At 32.8% G+C, this 16,727-nt stretch carries 14 protein-coding genes; 1 reads left to right on the forward strand and 13 read right to left on the reverse strand.

Annotated elements, in window-relative coordinates; all coding sequences use genetic code 11:
- Complete coding sequence (locus J2Y40_RS14455) at window positions 1-1,095, forward strand: hypothetical protein (protein ID WP_309999672.1); 1,095 nt, start codon at window positions 1-3, stop codon at window positions 1,093-1,095.
- Window positions 1,096-1,274: 179 nt separating this feature from the next.
- Here J2Y40_RS14455 and J2Y40_RS14460 read toward each other — a convergent pair whose 3' ends face one another.
- The 13 genes from J2Y40_RS14460 to J2Y40_RS14520 all read right to left on the reverse strand — a co-directional run bounded on the left by J2Y40_RS14460 (window position 1,275) and on the right by J2Y40_RS14520 (window position 16,725).
- Window positions 1,275-1,973 carry a SprT family zinc-dependent metalloprotease gene (locus tag J2Y40_RS14460; protein ID WP_309999675.1) on the reverse strand — a complete coding sequence of 233 codons (699 nt, stop codon included), beginning with the start codon at window positions 1,971-1,973 and terminating at the stop codon, window positions 1,275-1,277.
- 2 nt (window positions 1,974-1,975) lie between these two features.
- Complete coding sequence (locus tag J2Y40_RS14465) at window positions 1,976-5,185, reverse strand: HsdR family type I site-specific deoxyribonuclease (protein WP_309999678.1); 3,210 nt, start codon at window positions 5,183-5,185, stop codon at window positions 1,976-1,978.
- A gap of 10 nt (window positions 5,186-5,195) precedes the next feature.
- The gene (locus tag J2Y40_RS14470) at window positions 5,196-6,800 is read right to left on the reverse strand and encodes a DUF6119 family protein (protein ID WP_309999680.1); all 1,605 of its coding nucleotides are present in this window, start codon (window positions 6,798-6,800) and stop codon (window positions 5,196-5,198) included.
- 40 nt (window positions 6,801-6,840) lie between these two features.
- On the reverse strand, window positions 6,841-8,022 hold the full coding sequence (locus tag J2Y40_RS14475; RefSeq protein ID WP_309999682.1) for a restriction endonuclease subunit S: 1,182 nt from the start codon (window positions 8,020-8,022) through the stop codon (window positions 6,841-6,843).
- Window positions 8,009-8,320 (reverse strand): hypothetical protein, encoded by a 312-nt coding sequence (locus tag J2Y40_RS14480; protein ID WP_309999684.1) that lies wholly within the window; start codon window positions 8,318-8,320, stop codon window positions 8,009-8,011. Before J2Y40_RS14480 ends, J2Y40_RS14475 begins: the two co-directional genes overlap by 14 nt.
- A complete protein-coding gene (locus tag J2Y40_RS14485) occupies window positions 8,307-9,314 on the reverse strand; it encodes a virulence RhuM family protein (RefSeq protein WP_309999686.1) in 1,008 nt (335 codons plus the stop codon). The genes J2Y40_RS14480 and J2Y40_RS14485 overlap by 14 nt, the downstream gene beginning before the upstream one ends.
- Window positions 9,315-9,324: 10 nt before the next feature.
- Window positions 9,325-10,854 (reverse strand): type I restriction-modification system subunit M, encoded by a 1,530-nt coding sequence (locus J2Y40_RS14490; protein ID WP_309999688.1) that lies wholly within the window; start codon window positions 10,852-10,854, stop codon window positions 9,325-9,327.
- 1 nt (window position 10,855) lies between these two features.
- The gene (locus J2Y40_RS14495) at window positions 10,856-11,425 is read right to left on the reverse strand and encodes a restriction endonuclease subunit S (protein ID WP_309999690.1); all 570 of its coding nucleotides are present in this window, start codon (window positions 11,423-11,425) and stop codon (window positions 10,856-10,858) included.
- A gap of 213 nt (window positions 11,426-11,638) precedes the next feature.
- Window positions 11,639-12,793 carry a hypothetical protein gene (locus tag J2Y40_RS14500; RefSeq protein WP_309999691.1) on the reverse strand — a complete coding sequence of 385 codons (1,155 nt, stop codon included), beginning with the start codon at window positions 12,791-12,793 and terminating at the stop codon, window positions 11,639-11,641.
- Window positions 12,794-13,070: 277 nt separating this feature from the next.
- Complete coding sequence (locus J2Y40_RS14505) at window positions 13,071-14,054, reverse strand: toprim domain-containing protein (protein ID WP_309999693.1); 984 nt, start codon at window positions 14,052-14,054, stop codon at window positions 13,071-13,073.
- A gap of 268 nt (window positions 14,055-14,322) precedes the next feature.
- Window positions 14,323-15,561 (reverse strand): DUF5906 domain-containing protein, encoded by a 1,239-nt coding sequence (locus J2Y40_RS14510; RefSeq protein ID WP_309999695.1) that lies wholly within the window; start codon window positions 15,559-15,561, stop codon window positions 14,323-14,325.
- 72 nt (window positions 15,562-15,633) lie between these two features.
- Window positions 15,634-15,912: a helix-turn-helix domain-containing protein gene (locus tag J2Y40_RS14515; protein ID WP_309999697.1), complete on the reverse strand. Its 279-nt coding sequence runs from the start codon at window positions 15,910-15,912 to the stop codon at window positions 15,634-15,636.
- A 78-nt stretch (window positions 15,913-15,990) separates the two neighbouring features.
- Window positions 15,991-16,725, reverse strand: a complete 735-nt coding sequence (locus J2Y40_RS14520; protein WP_309999699.1) for a hypothetical protein — start codon at window positions 16,723-16,725, stop codon at window positions 15,991-15,993.
- Window positions 16,726-16,727: the final 2 nt, after the last annotated feature.

Genomic DNA, 16,727 nt, shown 5'->3' on the forward strand with positions numbered 1-16,727 from the left:
ATGGAGAAATCTACGATGACACTTACCCGAAAAATTCAGTTGCTGATTAATGTTCCATCGGATCAGAAGAATGAAATGTGGGAAAAACTTTATCGGTATCAGAACCGATGCTTCCGAGCGGCAAACTTAATAGCTTCCCACCTGTTTGTTCAGGAAATGATCAAAGATTTCTTTTATCTCACTGAAGGAATACAATACAAGTTAGCTGATGAAAAAAAAGATGAGATGGGATTGTTTGACCGTTCGAAAACTGGCACTACGGCACGAATGGTGTTTGACCGATTCAAAGGGGAAATCCCGACAGATATTCTGGGAAGCCTTAACAATACGATTCAATCTACATTCTCTAAAAACAAAGCTGATTATTGGCAGGGAACAAAATCATTGAGAAATTATAAAAGAGACATTCCAATCCCACTTCCGGTTAAATGCATCAGCAAAATGAGATATGACGAAGAAACGAAAGCGTTTTGTTTCAATATGTTTGCAATTCCTGTCAAAACATACTTAGGAAAAGACTACACTGATAAGCGAGTGATAATGGAACGTCTGTTAAAAGAAGAGATAAAGCTTTGCACCTCACAGATCCAAGTGAAAGACAGGAAAATCTTCTGGCTTGCAGTTTTTGAATTTGAAAAGGAAAAATATTATTTAAAACCTGAAATCATTGCAGAAGCTTCCCTTTCTCTTGAACATCCTATCGTAGCAAAAGCCAACAATGTACGAATCAATATTGGTACAAAAGAAGAGTTTTTGTATCGAAGGCTAGCCATTCAGGCAAGTCAAAAAAGGATTCAAGACAGTATTACCTACGCCCGTTCCGGAAAAGGAGCTAAACGCAAACAAAAGGCATTGTATAAAACAGAGAATTTGGAAAGCAGATACGTAAGCAATCGTCTTCACGTGTACAGTCGGCAGTTGATTAATTTCTGTATCAAACAACAGGCAGGAACTTTGATTCTTAAAAATCAGGAGGACAAAATTGGGATTGCTAAGGAACAGGGGTTTGTACTTCGCAACTGGAATTATTATGAGTTGCAGACCAAAATAAGATACAAAGCTGAAAAAGCAGGTATTGAATTAATCATTGGATAGAAAAATAAGAGGGTGCTTGTACACCCGCAGGGTGAGGTCTTGAAACACTCACTAAATACTTACTGTATATACAACGGCGTGGGCTCTTTTTATATTTTCAAACTGAAAATGAGTCTTTAGGGAAAAATAAATAAAGTTTATTAGCCACGATATAGTCTGACTTCTATAATCTAATCATACTATGCTAAGCTCCGTTCTAGATTCAGTTTTATTTTCTCCCAGTTAGGTAATATTTCTGTTAATGTTTTATAAAAATCTTTTGAATGATTAGGATGTATTAAATGACAAAACTCGTGCAGGATAACATACTCTATACAAGCCTTATTTGCTTTTATCAACTCTGTATTCAATATGATATTGCCATTCATTGAGCAACTTCCCCAACGTTTTTTCATAAACCGATGAGTGAGTCTTATGTCATAAGTATTAAACTGTGGAAACTGAGAAAGTAATTGATCTAGCAATTCCTTGAAAATAATATCCGCCTTACTTTTATAAAATTTTTGAATGATTTGTTCTACATTATCATTTTTAGTTGTAATGGTAAACAAACCTTTCCCTAAATTAATATTGGTTTTATTTTGTTTCGTTTTATTAATTACTAATTTATACTGCCTTCCTAGATAACGATGGGTTTCTCCAGGAATATATAGTCTTTCTTTGGCAAAAGGTCTGAACAATTCAAATGTGCGTTGTTGTTGCAAAATCCATTTAGATTTTGGTTTTACTTTTTCTATAACTTTTTCCATTGACGTATTTTCCGGAACTGTAATCAGAATATTACCTTCGGGAAAAACTCGTAAATCCATCGTCTTTCTGTCGGAATAAATAACTTCTGCTTCGATATTCTTCTTGCCGTACTTATATTCTATCTTCATCACTAATCCATTTGCTTTTTAGCTATTTTTATCACTTCTTCTACAAAGTCATCTAAAATATCAAAAGGAATTTGATGATCCATTTCCAATGATAAGCTATAAAAATAGTCATCTAATTCACTCCAAATTTGCTTTTCAATTTCTTTGTTCAACTTCCAGTCAACGATAGCTCTATTGTTTTCTCTAGTTATATTTTTTATTAATTCTTGAATTTTTAAAGCAATTTCAGCATTTTGCAATCTATCTCCTAAAAATGTAAACAATTTCGCATTTATAAAATTATAAAATGCTACCGCTATTTTGTTTCCTTCAATTATTGCTGGTACATCGTCTTGTTTTCCCGTTAGGAAGCGTTCTTCAATATCTTTAATTTTATGGAGATATTCTGTTTCATCTATTCGGCTTTGCTTATAATCTAGGATGGTTTCTTTAATCAGTTCAGACAGTTTTTTATAAAATATAGGGTCTTCATCCATTTTTATGGTTATCCCCTTTGAAGTACGTGCTGCAATGTGATCTGCTTTAGCTGCTTTACCTATCAATTTTTCCACTTCATTATCACGCTCTTGTTTATTAAAAATATCTATAGGCTCGGTTATTTTTAATATTTCTCCATCGGTGGTGATGTGTTTGTCTATTAATTTCTGAACCTGAGCTTCATAGGCTTTATAATCTATTTGGTCAAAGTACCTGCGTTTTACATCTATCCTTAACTGAATAAAAAATTTGCTGTCTTTTTTGTATTTTTCAATAACCATATCATTTTTCACATCATTAAACTCAATAGTTGCCATTGCCAAGCTAAACAATCTAATGAATTTGGATAGTTTTTCATAGAAAAGATGACGTTGCTCTTCATCTCCTAAATGTACAGCATAGGCTTCTGTATCGTATTTATTTTTGATGGCAGAAAAAACATCCCAAACTTCGGAATGTACTTGTGGAAGATCCTTGATAATGTCTTTCACATTCGTAACAGAACCTTTTACATCATCAGGATTCATTTCGTCTGAACCCGAATAGATTTCTATGGCTTTATCAAGGTTTTCTAAATTCCCATAATAATCCACAATTAAACCATAATCTTTACCTTCTGCTAATCTATTGACTCTTGCGATGGCTTGTAACAAAGTGTGTTCTTTCAAACTTCTCGTTAAGTATAATACTCTGTTTTTGGGAGCATCAAACCCCGTAAGAAGCTTATCTACTACAATAATAATCTCAGGATTTTCTTGATATTTAAAAGCATTGATGATTGATTTTTCATACTTTTCCTGCGTGCCGTATTTGTCCATCATTGATTTGTAGAAAGACTGAACTAAGTTTTCATTTTCTTCAAAAGCATCATCATAATTTTCTCTCGTATCAGGAGCAGAAATGACAACTTCAGAAGATACTTTTCCTATTTCATTCAGGTATTTTCGGTATAAAATGGCAGTTGTTTTGTTAGGAGCAACCAACTGTGCTTTAAATCCTGTATTTTGGATAAAACCTACAAAATGTTCACTTATATCCCAAGCTCTGTCATAGACAACTTGATCTGCTTTATTGATGGCATTTTTGGAACTGTATTTTCTTTTTAGTCCTGCTTTACCATATTTTGTTAAGGGTTCAGAAACTTTATCGAAAAAGTTGTCTAAAGGTTTCTCGTTTACAGTAATTGAATTATGTCTTCCCTCGTACAACAAAGGAACTACCGCACCATCTTCCACCGCATCTTTTATGGTGTATTCATCTATTACCCCACCAAATTTATCCGCCGTATTTTTCTCGGATTTCATTAAAGGCGTTCCTGTAAAAGCAATAAAACAACCATTTGGAAAAGTTTTTTGCATTTTTACATTGAATGTTTTGTATTGGCTGCGATGTCCTTCGTCTATCAACACAAAAATCTCGGAAGAACTAAATCCTTCAGGCTCTTGATTAACCGCTGCTTTAAATTTATTAATGATGGTGGTAATGACTGCATCCGAATTGTTTTTCATCAATTCTATTAAATGTTTTCCCGTTGCCGCTTCTTCCACAGGAATATTACATTTCTGAAAGGTTTCTGTTATCTGTGTGTTGAGATCTACACGGTCGGTTACCAAGATAATTTTAGGATTTTTGATTTTTTTACTCAAAGCGATTTGTTGGGCAAGCATTACCATTGTGAGCGATTTCCCACTTCCTTGGGTATGCCAGATTACACCGCCTTTTCTTTTCCCGCTAAGATCTGTTTTTTCAATTTGTTTGATGGTTTTGGTAATCCCATAATATTGTTGGTATCGGGTTACTTTTTTAATCCCTTCATCGAAAAGAATAAAACGAAATACCAATTCTAACAAGCGTTTTGGATGGCAAATACTGTACAACAGTTGGTCTTGTGATGTAACTGCCAATTCTAATTTGCCGAGTTCTTGAAAATATCGGATGGTACTCCAATATCTTGTTTTAAAAATTTCGGTATGAATGTCTTTGGGTAATTCGGCTTGTTTTAGATCGTGGAGATTTTGGTAGAAAGTATTTTCTTCTTTAGCATTGGTGAATTTCTCTTTCCAAACCGACCAAAATTTTGCAGGTGTTGCTGTAGTGGCATATTTGGCATCACTTACCGCCAATGAAAGCAATACGTTGGAATAAACATACAAATCCCGAATTCCGTCTTCCTGTTGGTTTCTCAGGTGTTGCGAAATTCCTTCTTCTACTGGAGATTTTATGGCGTTGGATTTACATTCTATTACTACCATTGGAATCCCATTAATGAACAGCACAATATCTGGACGATAGGTGTCTGAACGATGAGAACGCATAACGGCAAATTCTTCGGAAACGTGGAAGGTATTGTTTTCTGGATTTTCCCAATCGATGTATTTGAAAGAAAAACTTTTACGGTCACCATAAATAGTTTGTTCAAAACTTTTGCCGAGTGTAATGAGATCATAAAAATGCTGATTGGCATTAATGAATCCTAAATGCATAGGAAGTTCCTTCAACTCGTTAATCGCCAATTCTACATTGGTATCCGAAAAGTCGTGGGTTTGTCCTTTATACTCAATTTTGTTGATTTTTTGAAGTTGCGTTTTCAAAATATCTCTCAACAAAACATTCGTTTTTCTGCCTTCACGAAGTTGCAAGGCTTCGTCTGGCGAAATATAAGTATAGCCCATTTTTATCAGCATTTGCAAGGCTGGTAATTGGCTAATGTGGTCTTCTATGTAGGATGGTGTCATAACTATTTTTTTAATCCTCTGTATCTTCTTCTAATTTTTTTCTGTCTATGTTATCAAAAATGTAAAAAATCTGAACAGGAATATTCATCATTTTAAATGTATTGACAATTCTCAATAGGCTAATACGAGAAAAAACAGGCAATCCATTTGATTTTTTATTCGTTTTTTTCGAAATGATACCATAGCTTACACGATATTTTCCTTCTCGGATAAATGATTCCATATTTGCATTGTCCTGAACAAGATCTAACAGTTTATTTTGAGCTTCTTCATTTACTCGTAACAGTTCTACAGAATTTACTCCTTGATTAAAGAGATGGCTTAAACTTGCCGATCTTGTCGAAATCTTAATATGTGCTAATTCCAAATAATCATTATCAATAAATATTAAATCACAAGGTTCAACCTTGTATTGACCATTAGGAGATATGTTTTCTTTATCTAAACAGATGACTTCTGTGAAGGTATCTCTTACGGAATTATTGTATTCATCTTCTCTTTTGTGGTCACATTGGTGGAGATAATTGTGTTCTGTTATAAAAAGAGGATCTAAAATATCTGAAAGTTTCTGAATGAAATCTTTTTGTATTAAATACCATTCTCCATCACACAAATGATAAACATTATCATTGTATTCACAGTCAAACAAAATACTCTTATATATTGAATACTCTTTTATAAGTATGTCGTTATCATCTACAATTTTTAATTTATGAGATAGAAACTTTTCTACTGAATTGATTTCCTCAACTTGTCTATCCAATAAATACTCTCTATAACCTTTAATATAAACATCTGCAAATTCTAAATCTGATTTTCCTTCTCCAGAATACTTTACTTTATAATCTGTTTCATAATCAAAAATTTCAGGTATAGCCAAGACCAATTCCATTGGTGCGGGATCTTGATTAAAAGCTTCTACTAAGATATTGTTTAACTGATTTAATACGGTAGGATCTTTAACCGGAACAATGTTTTGTAATTCTGGGAAACTTGTTTTATAATCTTCCTTATTATATATAATTATTAGTTCCTCGCACAATTCTGTTATTTCATCGGCTTGTAAGTTTGACGAAACTCTAATATTATTTCCTCCTGTAATATTCTTAAATAGTTCTTGGTATTCCTGCCTTACAGCCCCTGTCATTTTCTTCAAAATAGTTTCATCATTATTCAACTGAAAAAAATTTAGTTCAGATGCTGTTGGACTTTGTACGCGTTGTCTTTTAGCATTTTCAGGCTGCAAAATATCTGTTGATTTGATTTTTTTAGGATCTAATGCATTTAATGTGGTTTTTATACCAAAATCATATTCAAAAGCTTCATCTTTCAATTGATGATAAGTGGAGCCGAAAGTTAAGGCTACCCAATTTTCATTCAATTTCAAAAACACTAAAGCTCCTTTCTGAGTCTGAATAAGGTTTTTATCTATATTCCAATAGGATTTCCACCAAGGCGTATTAACGGGTCTGTCGGAAATATACATTACAGCTTTTTCAGGGAGATTGGTATCTTCCTCCTGTAATAATTCTAATGTATGTCCTTCTTTTAATGAATTTGAAGGATTGTAATTTTCTTTGAGTAAATAAATTGAAAAAGATCTACTTTTTGCCATAATTAATAGTTTTTGTGATTGGATTAATGGTATTATTTTTTTACACTGTTCTTATTTTTCCTGTTAATAATTGCTGCATTAAGCCTTTTTTCTGTTGCTGTAAGGCTTTTAATTTTTCTTGATATTGTTTCAGTTCTTGTTGGGCGGTGTTTAAAATTTCTGCAATAGCGGTTTGTTCTTCTAAAGAAGGATTGGGTAAAATAATAGTAGAGAAATCATCATAACTAATATTTTTCCCATCACGTATCCCTATAACCGCAACAGATAAACGACCAATTAAATCTCTACTTTTAAAATAATATTTGTAGAAATTATCATTTATTGGATTTATCGGCTTCAAAACTGTATACGCAGGACTCACAACTCCTGTGTATTCTGAGTATTCAATTCCACCTTGAAATGATCTTAAACTAATTACAAAATCTCCTTTTTGTACTAATTTATATGTATTTAAACTTCCACTTGGCATAGTTACTCTTGTTTCCAATAAACTTCGAGGTATAATTCCGTTTTCTTGAGTAGCAGAAAGTAGCTCTACATTTTCTGTATTATTTTTAACAGATACACTTTTGAAAACTTGATTAGCAAATGATTTTTTAAATTCTTTCCCCTCAAACCCTTTCACCCGCTTTTTGCCTGTTAAAAGCGAAAACGCCAACGCCTTATTTCTTAATTCTATTTTTTTAATTATTAATTGTAAATTATTAATGGCTTTGTCCCAAGTAGAAAGGATTTCCGCGATTTTTTGTTGCTCGGGAAGAGGAGGAAGGAAAAAGTTTCTATCTTCGATGAAAGATTTTGTAATATGAAACATAGTTCCACCTTGCTTTAATGATAGCATTTTATCTGTATCAAAAAGTAAATACTGATATAGATAGCGCTTATCTGCTATTGTTGGCATTACTTTCCAAATATGATAATGATAAATTGTTTTTATGCCATTCCAAAAACTAGGTCCAAATGAAGCAGACCAAGCATACATTAAATCTCCTTTATTAACATATTTATCTTCTCCTAACTCTAAATTTGACCAATACCATTCTGTACTTGTATTAAGGTTTCCAACTCTTAAAACCTTATACTTGCCCTCATTCAGTAATTCTTCTTGTTTATAGGCTTTACCATTTATAAATCTTGCAACTTCCCCCAACTTCTTCACTTCCCAATCTGTGGGAATAAGACCGATGGGCGTTTGTTTGTATTTTTGATTATTTTGCTGCATCTAATTTTTCCTTAAGTTTGGTAATGATGTCTCTGATATCATCTTTAAAATACTTTATCAAAGTCATAAAATATTCAGAAACCTCCTGCGGTGCTCTATTTTCTCCATATACTAATTTAAAAAGCTGATGTTTATTAATTAGAAATTTGAGCTCATCAATTACATAACCTAAATTTCTTTCTGCATCTGCTCTCTCTTTTTTATTTTTACCCTTTTCCGAGTAGAATTTATGAGTATGAGCATCAGAATTTAGTTGTTCTAATTTTCGTATTAAAAGTTCAATTTCATTTCTTTCCATATTTACTATTTTTTAATTGTTTTTTTATCTCATTATCAAAGTCGGAGATGTAATTCTGATCTTGCACAGGAGCAAATTTGGCATATTCTGCTTCAGCTAATTTTTTGGCTACTGCTGCCGAAATTTTTCCAGCATCAGTAAGAATATGATACTCATTAAAGCCCAAAAAAGCATCTAGTTTACTGATCCAATCTTCCATTTTCATAGGTATTTGACGAGAAGCTTGGTTTTCTGCATAATCCAGATACATACTCACAATACGTTCTAATGACTTTAATTCTTCTTCATTCAGATAGTTCTTGGCAACCGACACATCTGTTTTGATGATTTTGCCTTTGGGAGCAGCTTTCCACGTTTGTAAGCCCATATTGGGTAGTGCTGCGTTAGCTCTTTTACTAATGAGTTCAGCAGCGGTATGACCTGTAATTGCCCAATGCAATTTGTATTGCACCGTTTTATAAAAGGTTTGGGTCATAGGTGCATTTGCATCATAATCAATACTAGCTTCTGCATATAGATCGGTGATTTTTTGATAGAATCTACGTTCAGAAGCACGGATAGAACGAATGCGTTCTAATAATTCATCAAAATAATCTTTCCCGAAATTTTGACCTTGCTTCAAACGCTCATCATCCATCACAAAACCTTTTACGATGAATTCTTTTAAAGTATTGGTTGCCCAGATACGGAATTGTGTAGCATTATAACTATTTACACGATAACCTACTGCAATAATAGCATCTAAATTATAGAAATTGGTCAGATACGTTTTCCCATCTGTCGCAGTTGTTCGAATTTTTCGAATAACTGAATTTTCATTTAATTCCCCTGATTTAAAAATTTCTTTTAAGTGATAGTTGATTGTATGTACTTCTACATTAAAAAGCTCTGCTAACTTCTTCTGTGTAAGCCAAAAAGTTTCCTCCTCAAAGCGTATCTCAACTTTAACATTTCCCTGAGGTGTCGTATATAAAATAATTTCAGACTCTTTCATAAACAAAAAATTAAATAAGGTTTAATTCTTTAAGATACTGTTCCATTTTTGCTTCGGTTTCGGCTAATTGTTTTTTCAGATCCACAATTTCGGTATGTACTTCTTTTATGTCCACCTGTTCTTCTTCCTCAAAAGTGTCGATATAACGAGGGATATTCAGGTTATACTCATTATCCTGAATATCTTTTAAGGTAGCACGATAGGAAAATTTTTCCGTCAAAACTTCCCCGTCTTCGCTATCTAAAGAAGGTAAAGACTTGAATTTTTTAAATTCTGCCACTATTTTTCCGATGTGAGTATCTGCCATTTTATTTTGGTTTTTCCCCGATTCGAACTCTGCACTGGCATCTATAAACAAGACATTAGTATTATTGCCTTTTGCTTTATTGAAAATAAGAATAGCCGCAGGAATTCCTGTTCCAAAGAATAAATTGGCTGGTAATCCAACCACTGCTTCCAGAAGGTTTTCGTCAATGAGTTGCTGCCGGATTTTACCTTCGCTACTTCCTCTAAACAAAACACCATGTGGAACAATAACCCCTACTTTTCCTTTATCTTCAAAAGTAGTTTCTATCATATGGCTAATGAATGCGTAATCTCCTTTAGATTTAGGAGGAACACCTCTGTGAAAGCGGTTAAATTCATCTATCGAAGCTTGTTCTGCCCCCCATTTATCTAAAGAAAAAGGAGGATTAGCAACTACTATATCGAACTTCATTAGTGCATCTTTTTCTTTTAGTTGAGGATTGTTCAAGGTGTCTCCCCACGCGATTTCAGCATTATCTTCTTCGTGCAAAAACATATTCATACGAGCTAAAGCCCAAGTAGAACCATTATTTTCTTGTCCGTACAGCGCATAATTTTTACCTTCGATTTCTTTTGCCACTTTGATGAGTAAAGAACCAGAACCACAAGCAGGATCGCAAATTCGATCGCCAGATTGGGGATTTATCAATTTAGCCAATAATGTACTGACTTCTGAAGGTGTATAAAATTCACCAGCTTTTTTCCCTGCCTCACCCGCAAACATCGAAATCAAATATTCGTAACTGTCGCCAATCACATCATTGTTTGCAAGATGCGAAGGCTCTAAATTAAGTTCTGATAAATCTGTTAAAAGATTTTTCAAGATTTGGTTACGTTGTTTAGTTGGACCAAAAGCCGTTTCCGAATTAAAGGAAATACTACGAAAAACCATTGCCAGTTTTGAACGGTTTTCGTCTTCCAATTTCGTTAATGCAATGTCTATTAATTCGCCAATATTGCTTTCGTTTCGGTTTTCAAACAAAAAATCGAAAGAACTTTGTTCAGGTAAAAAGAAACGCTCACGTTTTAATTGGCGTTTTACCATATCTTCGTTACCATCATATTTTATTCTTAATTCATTGGCTTTCTCTTTCCATACATCAGATAAATATTTAACGAAAAGCAAGGTTAAAATATAATCTTTATAAGAGCCACTTCCCATTACAGGTCTTAGAGAATCACAAGCTTTCCAAACTATTCTATTAATATCTTGTTGTGTTAGTTTTGTTTCCATATTATTTGCTAAAATTATTAATGAGTTGACTGAACAGCACTTGTTTTTTTTCTTTCAACTGTTCAAGAATTTCTATTTCTTTTTTATGAATTTTATACATATCTACAATTTTTTTCTGCATTTCCATCGAAGGTATAGGAATTTCAAAATCTAACAACTCTTTCTTTCTTATCGATGGAATGGAACTTCCTGCGCTTATCTGATTAAAATAGGAAATACTTTTGGAGTGGTTTAAAATACACGTCACATAATCTGGTAAAACCACCGTTGAATCTACTTTTATAATATAGAAAATAGAAGAAGCAACAGCGTCTCCCATCTCTTTATCATATTTAAAAGCAAAAAACTTCATTCCTTTGCTTACAAAAAGAATTTCATCCTGTCTAAGAAGGATATTTTCTGAAATTTCATCAGCATTTACATAAGAATCTACATTATTCAGATACATTCCATTGTCTGAAAAGTTTTTCACTTGCAGATAAGGAATCCCCTTTTTATTAGATGCTTTTATATATTGCCCGAAACTTAAAGCACAAATGTTTTGCAACTTTGTTTTGGTAATTTTAATCATTGTAGAGTTTTTCAAATATCATATTGCAAATATAGAATTTTATTCCTAATTCACAAAATAATTTTTTGTAGAGTTTTTCAAAAAAAAATATTTTTAAAAGAATTATGTTTGTTTAATAGTAATGAAAAGTCAATTACAGATTAGAATACAATCGATTTTTACATAACATTTTTCAATAACTTACTTTATTTATGAATTAAATAATAAGCACAATTACCATCTTGGCTTTATGTTTTTTTGAACATTCTCTACTTCTTGTATTTGTTTATTATTTATTCCACCGACTAACAAATTCAAAAAGTAAGCTGTTTTATTTAAATCATTAAATACCTCCTCAAAAGCAGAAAAAGGAATGTTATTTTCTTTTGATGTTTTTTCCAATATCTCAATCATTTTATCTTTTCGTTCAGCATCTTTTAGATTTTGCACATTCTGGATTTTTATACTTTCTTGTAGAATGGTTTTTTTTAATGTAATTTCAACAGATTCCAAATATTTTTTCTTTTCAGCAGCAAAAGCGTTTGGATTAGTCAGGAGTGAGGAGTTTTTGTTTTTGAAAAAGAAAACTTCTTTTTTTAGACATTTAATTTTAGTTTTCAGTTCTGCAATATGCTTCTCTTTAGATTCCAATTCTGTTTTGTTTTTGAGGAGTTGAATGTTATTTGTTTTTATTGCCTTTTTGTAGTTTTCAATGGTTTTATCCGTTTTTATTTTCTGAAAACCCAGAAAATCAGATTCTTTTACAATAAACTCCTCGGATCTTTTAGATTCCAACTCTTGTCGCATTTGACTGTATCGTTCTTCCAAAATTTTCAAATCTTCTTCCTTTTTCTTGATTTTAAATTCCACCGCTTCTAATCTTGCCAAAGAACCTGAAATACCTCTTTCCATTTCCAAACATTCTGCTGCCAAATCCTGCATTTTTGAATAATGGAAGGATTGGTGTTTGAGTGTTTTACCTGTATCCAAATCTTGCCAGTCAGCTACTAAATGAGCGTGATAATTTGGTTTCCAATTTTTCGTATCTTTATCGGTGTGTCCTTCGTCTTTATGAATGGCAATCTGAAAAACACGAATTTTCAATTCTTCTTCCAGTCTCTTTGCTAAGTTTTGAAGTTCCAACATCGTCGTGCTTTCTTTGATAACAACAACAGCTTCCCGAATCGGCATTGCATTTTTCTGTAATTTTCTTCCAGATTTTTCTTTGCAATAGGCTTCTATTTTTTGTATTCTGTCGGCTATTTTCTGTTCCAACCAATATTCATTCTTTGGTGTCAGATCTTTGCGGATGTAATCGAAAGTTTTCTTCCTGAAATTATGAGTTTCAGAGTCCGATTTGACTGCTTTGAAATTAATTGAAGTCTTCATTAGTTTTCATCATTTAATTTTACGTTATATATTTACGATCAAAATTGTTGTACAAAAAATTGTACAGCATTCAATTTGACCTGTACATATTTTACGCACCTTCATAATAGACCTGAGTATTTTTTACACAGGTTGGCACAAGTCAACCTTATGCTATTTTACTCAGGTTAAAGCCTCGCAGAGCGTATTTGAAACTTTGTTGGGAGGAACGACCTTCAAAGTTGCGAATGCGCTCCTAACTTCTGCGGGTAGTTGGTAAAACATACAGCAAGCTTTATCAACGTTTCCTTTTAAAACGATTTGAATCTGTAAGTTCAGGTTTCTGATGTCTTACTTGCAATTCGTCCGCTTCAGGGAATTTTTCAGATCGCTTTCCTGATTTATTAGCTACATCATTTTTTATTCGATGTATCAAAAATTCGTTGAGATCTTTATGGTTGGAATAAATTCCGCAATGATCTTTTGCTTCCGGAAATGATTTTATGATCTGAGATTTACATTTTATTCCTGCGGTATCATTGTCGAGAAACAGATTGATATCAGAGTAGTTTTTCAGATGTTCCATCAACTTATTTAAAAGAGCAATCGAATTCATTACGAGGATATCTCCTGCGAAAGATTTCTGCATTTCTATAAAAGACAGGGCATCCATAAAGCCTTCAAAAACTGCTGAACTTTTGATATTTTTAACTTCAACACTTAATATGTCCCGTAAACCACAATTGAGATTAATTACTGAAATATCCTTTTTCAGCAATGAACCTTTATAAAATGAATTACGAAGCTCAAAGCCTCCGGATAAATTTTCGAATCCGATGGCATACAGTTTCTTATCTCCAACTGTAAATCGTACCTCTTTTATATAGTTATAGATTTTAGGACTTAATCCGCGTACCTGCAAATATTTTTTCAGGTTTGGATTCTGGATATCCATTATTTCATCAATTTTGTAATTAGGTTCCGATTTTTTAATGTGTAGTTGCTGATGAAAAGAAGAAAAATTTTGTTTTTGTGCCCAGTCCAGAACTTCATTGACCGAAGTCTTCAAATATTTCTTCATAAAATCGGTATTGTTACCGCCTATACCCTCTGAATGAAGATACCAGGCATTAATTCTCTTATCCAATTTAAAAGATGCTTGGGATTCGGTGGAAAATGGATTGAGATACCAAGCTTCTTTTTCATTTTGTTTCGTTGGAAGGTGTCCGAGAACAAGGAGGACTTCTTCCAACGATATGCTGTTGAATTGTTTGCAGTTCATTTTTGTAATTTTAAATGTTTTTTTAACAGTAAATAGTAGGTGTCCTATCAGTTCAGGCGGACGAGTTTAGTTTTGACTAATTATTGATGAATTGATGAGAAAGCCTTATAAGAAACTAATTGATAATATCTTACACTCTCATCAAAGTCTCATCATCTCATCAAAGTGGAAATATTATTCTCATCATCCTCTCATCAAAGATCAAGGCTGAAAAGTTTGATGAGGCTTTTGATGAGATGTAACTAATTGATTTTACTTTCATTATCAATTAATTCATCATTTCATCAAATTTTTGAAGAATAAAATTCCTTTCTATTGTAAAATACCGTCCTGTTTTGTTCTGTTGAAAAAAACTTAAACCATAATCTAGGTCGTATTTGATATAGGACAAAGAATTACTTTGAGGTTCAAGTTTCCAGTTTTCTTTCAAGATTTTCCGGACATCGTTGACTGTCCAATATTGTTTGCTGAACATCTTACCAAGCATATTGAAAATGTCCTGAGGAATACAGTTAATAATTTTGTCCTCGCAATTTTGGAAAAATTCATATAGCAGTTCGATAATCTTGGATTCCAGTTTATTATTATTCTTCCAAACCAATCTTTGAAGAGCCTTTGTCCTGATCTGTGAGTCCGTGAACCACATCCTTGTCTGCTTATTACTGTGGAAGGGTCTTTGAATTAAGTATCGAAGAAAATAAGGAATCTCCTTGTTGAGATTTTTTAGAAATTCGGTATTTTCGCTTTTGATTGATTTTACTTTAATGATCCAGAATCTAATCTCATTTTCATCGATCTGAATGAAGTTGTCCTCATTATTGGAGCAGAGAATAAATTTGCCAAAGAATTCGACTTCTTCACGATCTTTTCCCTTTGCCTCTTTCTTATCTTTGTCAGTAGTAGAAAGATATTTTAAGCGTTCCGTGATTTCTTTTTTATCAAAGAATACCTCATCAATTGCAACAATCAGCATTGAAGTCCAATCTGAATTGAACTGACTGCTAAATGAGTCTCCTTTGATGTAGGTCATATTTAATCCGAAGATAGATTTCAGCCATTTGATAAAAGTTGATTTTCCAGTAGCTCTTTCTTTACTTACCAAGCAAAGAATTGGAAGTATCTGCGTTGGATATTCCAGCAATATCTTTATGTAATCTAATCCTAGCTCCAATTGCTCTCCGAAAATATGCTCCATAAATTTAAGTGAGAATGGAATTTTGTGTTCTAAAGCTTCAGAACTTATACTTTCATTGATTGGTTGATAAGGAATTTCATTGTACATATTGTAAAATCCGTCTATGATCTGCTTATAGTCCAGATGAGAAGGAATACAGCAGAAGCCATCATATTTTGAAACTTTTGAAACGTAGATTTTTCCGTGGTCACTAATAATTGTTTCACGGTTCCATCGTACCAAAATTGATATCTTGTCTCCGGAGATCAATGGTTTCTCGATAGTTTTATAATAGGTTGTGCCTACCCTGAGGTATGGAATTTTTTCGCTCATATTTTAAAGGTTTGGTTCCGTACAGGAAATACGAAAGGGTTAATTAGAATATTTGATAAATAAAATATCTATCTATCTTTTATACTTAAGCGATTTGACCTCGTTTAAAGCATCCATCAGATCAAAATGATTGACTCTGTAGAATCTTCCTATTTGTTCTGCTTTGATGTTGCCTTTTAAAATGTGTGAGCGTACGGTCTGGTAATCGAGTTTAAGAATTTCTGAACACTCTTTGATAGAGTATAGTTTCTTTTTCAACGCGATTTCAGGTTCTTTTTTTAGGGAATAGAGTAAGTCTTTTACTTCCCCTAATTCGTCGAGGATGGTTTGGAATGGATTTGTTGTCTGCATAATCTGTGATATTTATTTGCAGACAAAATTGTAAGATTGAAATAACTAATGATGCAATTCTACTCAATTGCGTATAGTTTAATACCTGATATTAAACAGCTTAGATAATTCTTTGTAGATACTTTCCTCAAAATCACTGGGTTTCACAGTTACTGCCCTTGAAAATGTTCCTTTGTCAAAATTGGTATTATATTCATTTTCCATAGCCTCGATTATTGTAGTATCTTGAAAATCTGGATTGATTATGTGATTGTCTTTTAGAAAACGGTGAATTCTTATAAATGAAGATTTCTGATCTACCAGCAGATTGTGATTTTCATCGATGAATTTTTTGTCTTTTAAAAAAGCGAGAAGAATTTTTGAACTGTTATCACCAATCATAATATCAGATAAACTAATTTCTCTATTTGTTTTATGTTTTAACGCGAAATATAGAAAAAGTGTAGTTTCGGCACCATTTAAAAAATTGCCCTGCAATTTCATCAGATTACTTGGACTTAACAGGGTGTTTGATTCTTTTTTGTATTGATCCAAACAGTACTGGATCTTTTCTTCAAAATTGTGATTTCTTGATGCATCAATATCTCTGAAATGAAAAATGAAGAAATTGTCTAACTTTTCATATCTGATCAAAAATTCATTTCTCAACTTTTCATCGAGAGCGATTTTAGAGGATTTTTGTTGCGCTTTTTCAATTCTACTTCGCAAACGTTCGTGAATCTTTGGCCTTCTAATCCAGAAATAAATCATCATTGGATAGCCTACAAATTCTTCCCAAAAATTCCAACGTCCATAAAGTTTTTTTTGATCCATAG

Origin of the sequence: Chryseobacterium sp. 2987 (genome assembly GCF_031456375.1) — a bacterium.
GTDB classification, from domain to species: Bacteria; Bacteroidota; Bacteroidia; order Flavobacteriales; family Weeksellaceae; genus Chryseobacterium; species Chryseobacterium vaccae.

Coding starts and splice junctions, on each gene's coding strand:
- J2Y40_RS14500 (WP_309999691.1), bottom strand. CDS start 12,793: ATGAAGACTTCAATTAATTTCAAAGCAGTCAAATCGGACTCTGAAACT.
- J2Y40_RS14460 (WP_309999675.1), bottom strand. CDS start 1,973: ATGAAGATAGAATATAAGTACGGCAAGAAGAATATCGAAGCAGAAGTT.
- J2Y40_RS14465 (WP_309999678.1), bottom strand. CDS start 5,185: ATGACACCATCCTACATAGAAGACCACATTAGCCAATTACCAGCCTTG.
- J2Y40_RS14515 (WP_309999697.1), bottom strand. CDS start 15,912: ATGCAGACAACAAATCCATTCCAAACCATCCTCGACGAATTAGGGGAA.
- J2Y40_RS14520 (WP_309999699.1), bottom strand. CDS start 16,725: ATGGATCAAAAAAAACTTTATGGACGTTGGAATTTTTGGGAAGAATTT.
- J2Y40_RS14470 (WP_309999680.1), bottom strand. CDS start 6,800: ATGGCAAAAAGTAGATCTTTTTCAATTTATTTACTCAAAGAAAATTAC.
- J2Y40_RS14485 (WP_309999686.1), bottom strand. CDS start 9,314: ATGAAAGAGTCTGAAATTATTTTATATACGACACCTCAGGGAAATGTT.
- J2Y40_RS14455 (WP_309999672.1), top strand. CDS start 1: ATGGAGAAATCTACGATGACACTTACCCGAAAAATTCAGTTGCTGATT.
- J2Y40_RS14490 (WP_309999688.1), bottom strand. CDS start 10,854: ATGGAAACAAAACTAACACAACAAGATATTAATAGAATAGTTTGGAAA.
- J2Y40_RS14505 (WP_309999693.1), bottom strand. CDS start 14,054: ATGAACTGCAAACAATTCAACAGCATATCGTTGGAAGAAGTCCTCCTT.
- J2Y40_RS14480 (WP_309999684.1), bottom strand. CDS start 8,320: ATGGAAAGAAATGAAATTGAACTTTTAATACGAAAATTAGAACAACTA.
- J2Y40_RS14475 (WP_309999682.1), bottom strand. CDS start 8,022: ATGCAGCAAAATAATCAAAAATACAAACAAACGCCCATCGGTCTTATT.
- J2Y40_RS14495 (WP_309999690.1), bottom strand. CDS start 11,425: ATGATTAAAATTACCAAAACAAAGTTGCAAAACATTTGTGCTTTAAGT.
- J2Y40_RS14510 (WP_309999695.1), bottom strand. CDS start 15,561: ATGAGCGAAAAAATTCCATACCTCAGGGTAGGCACAACCTATTATAAA.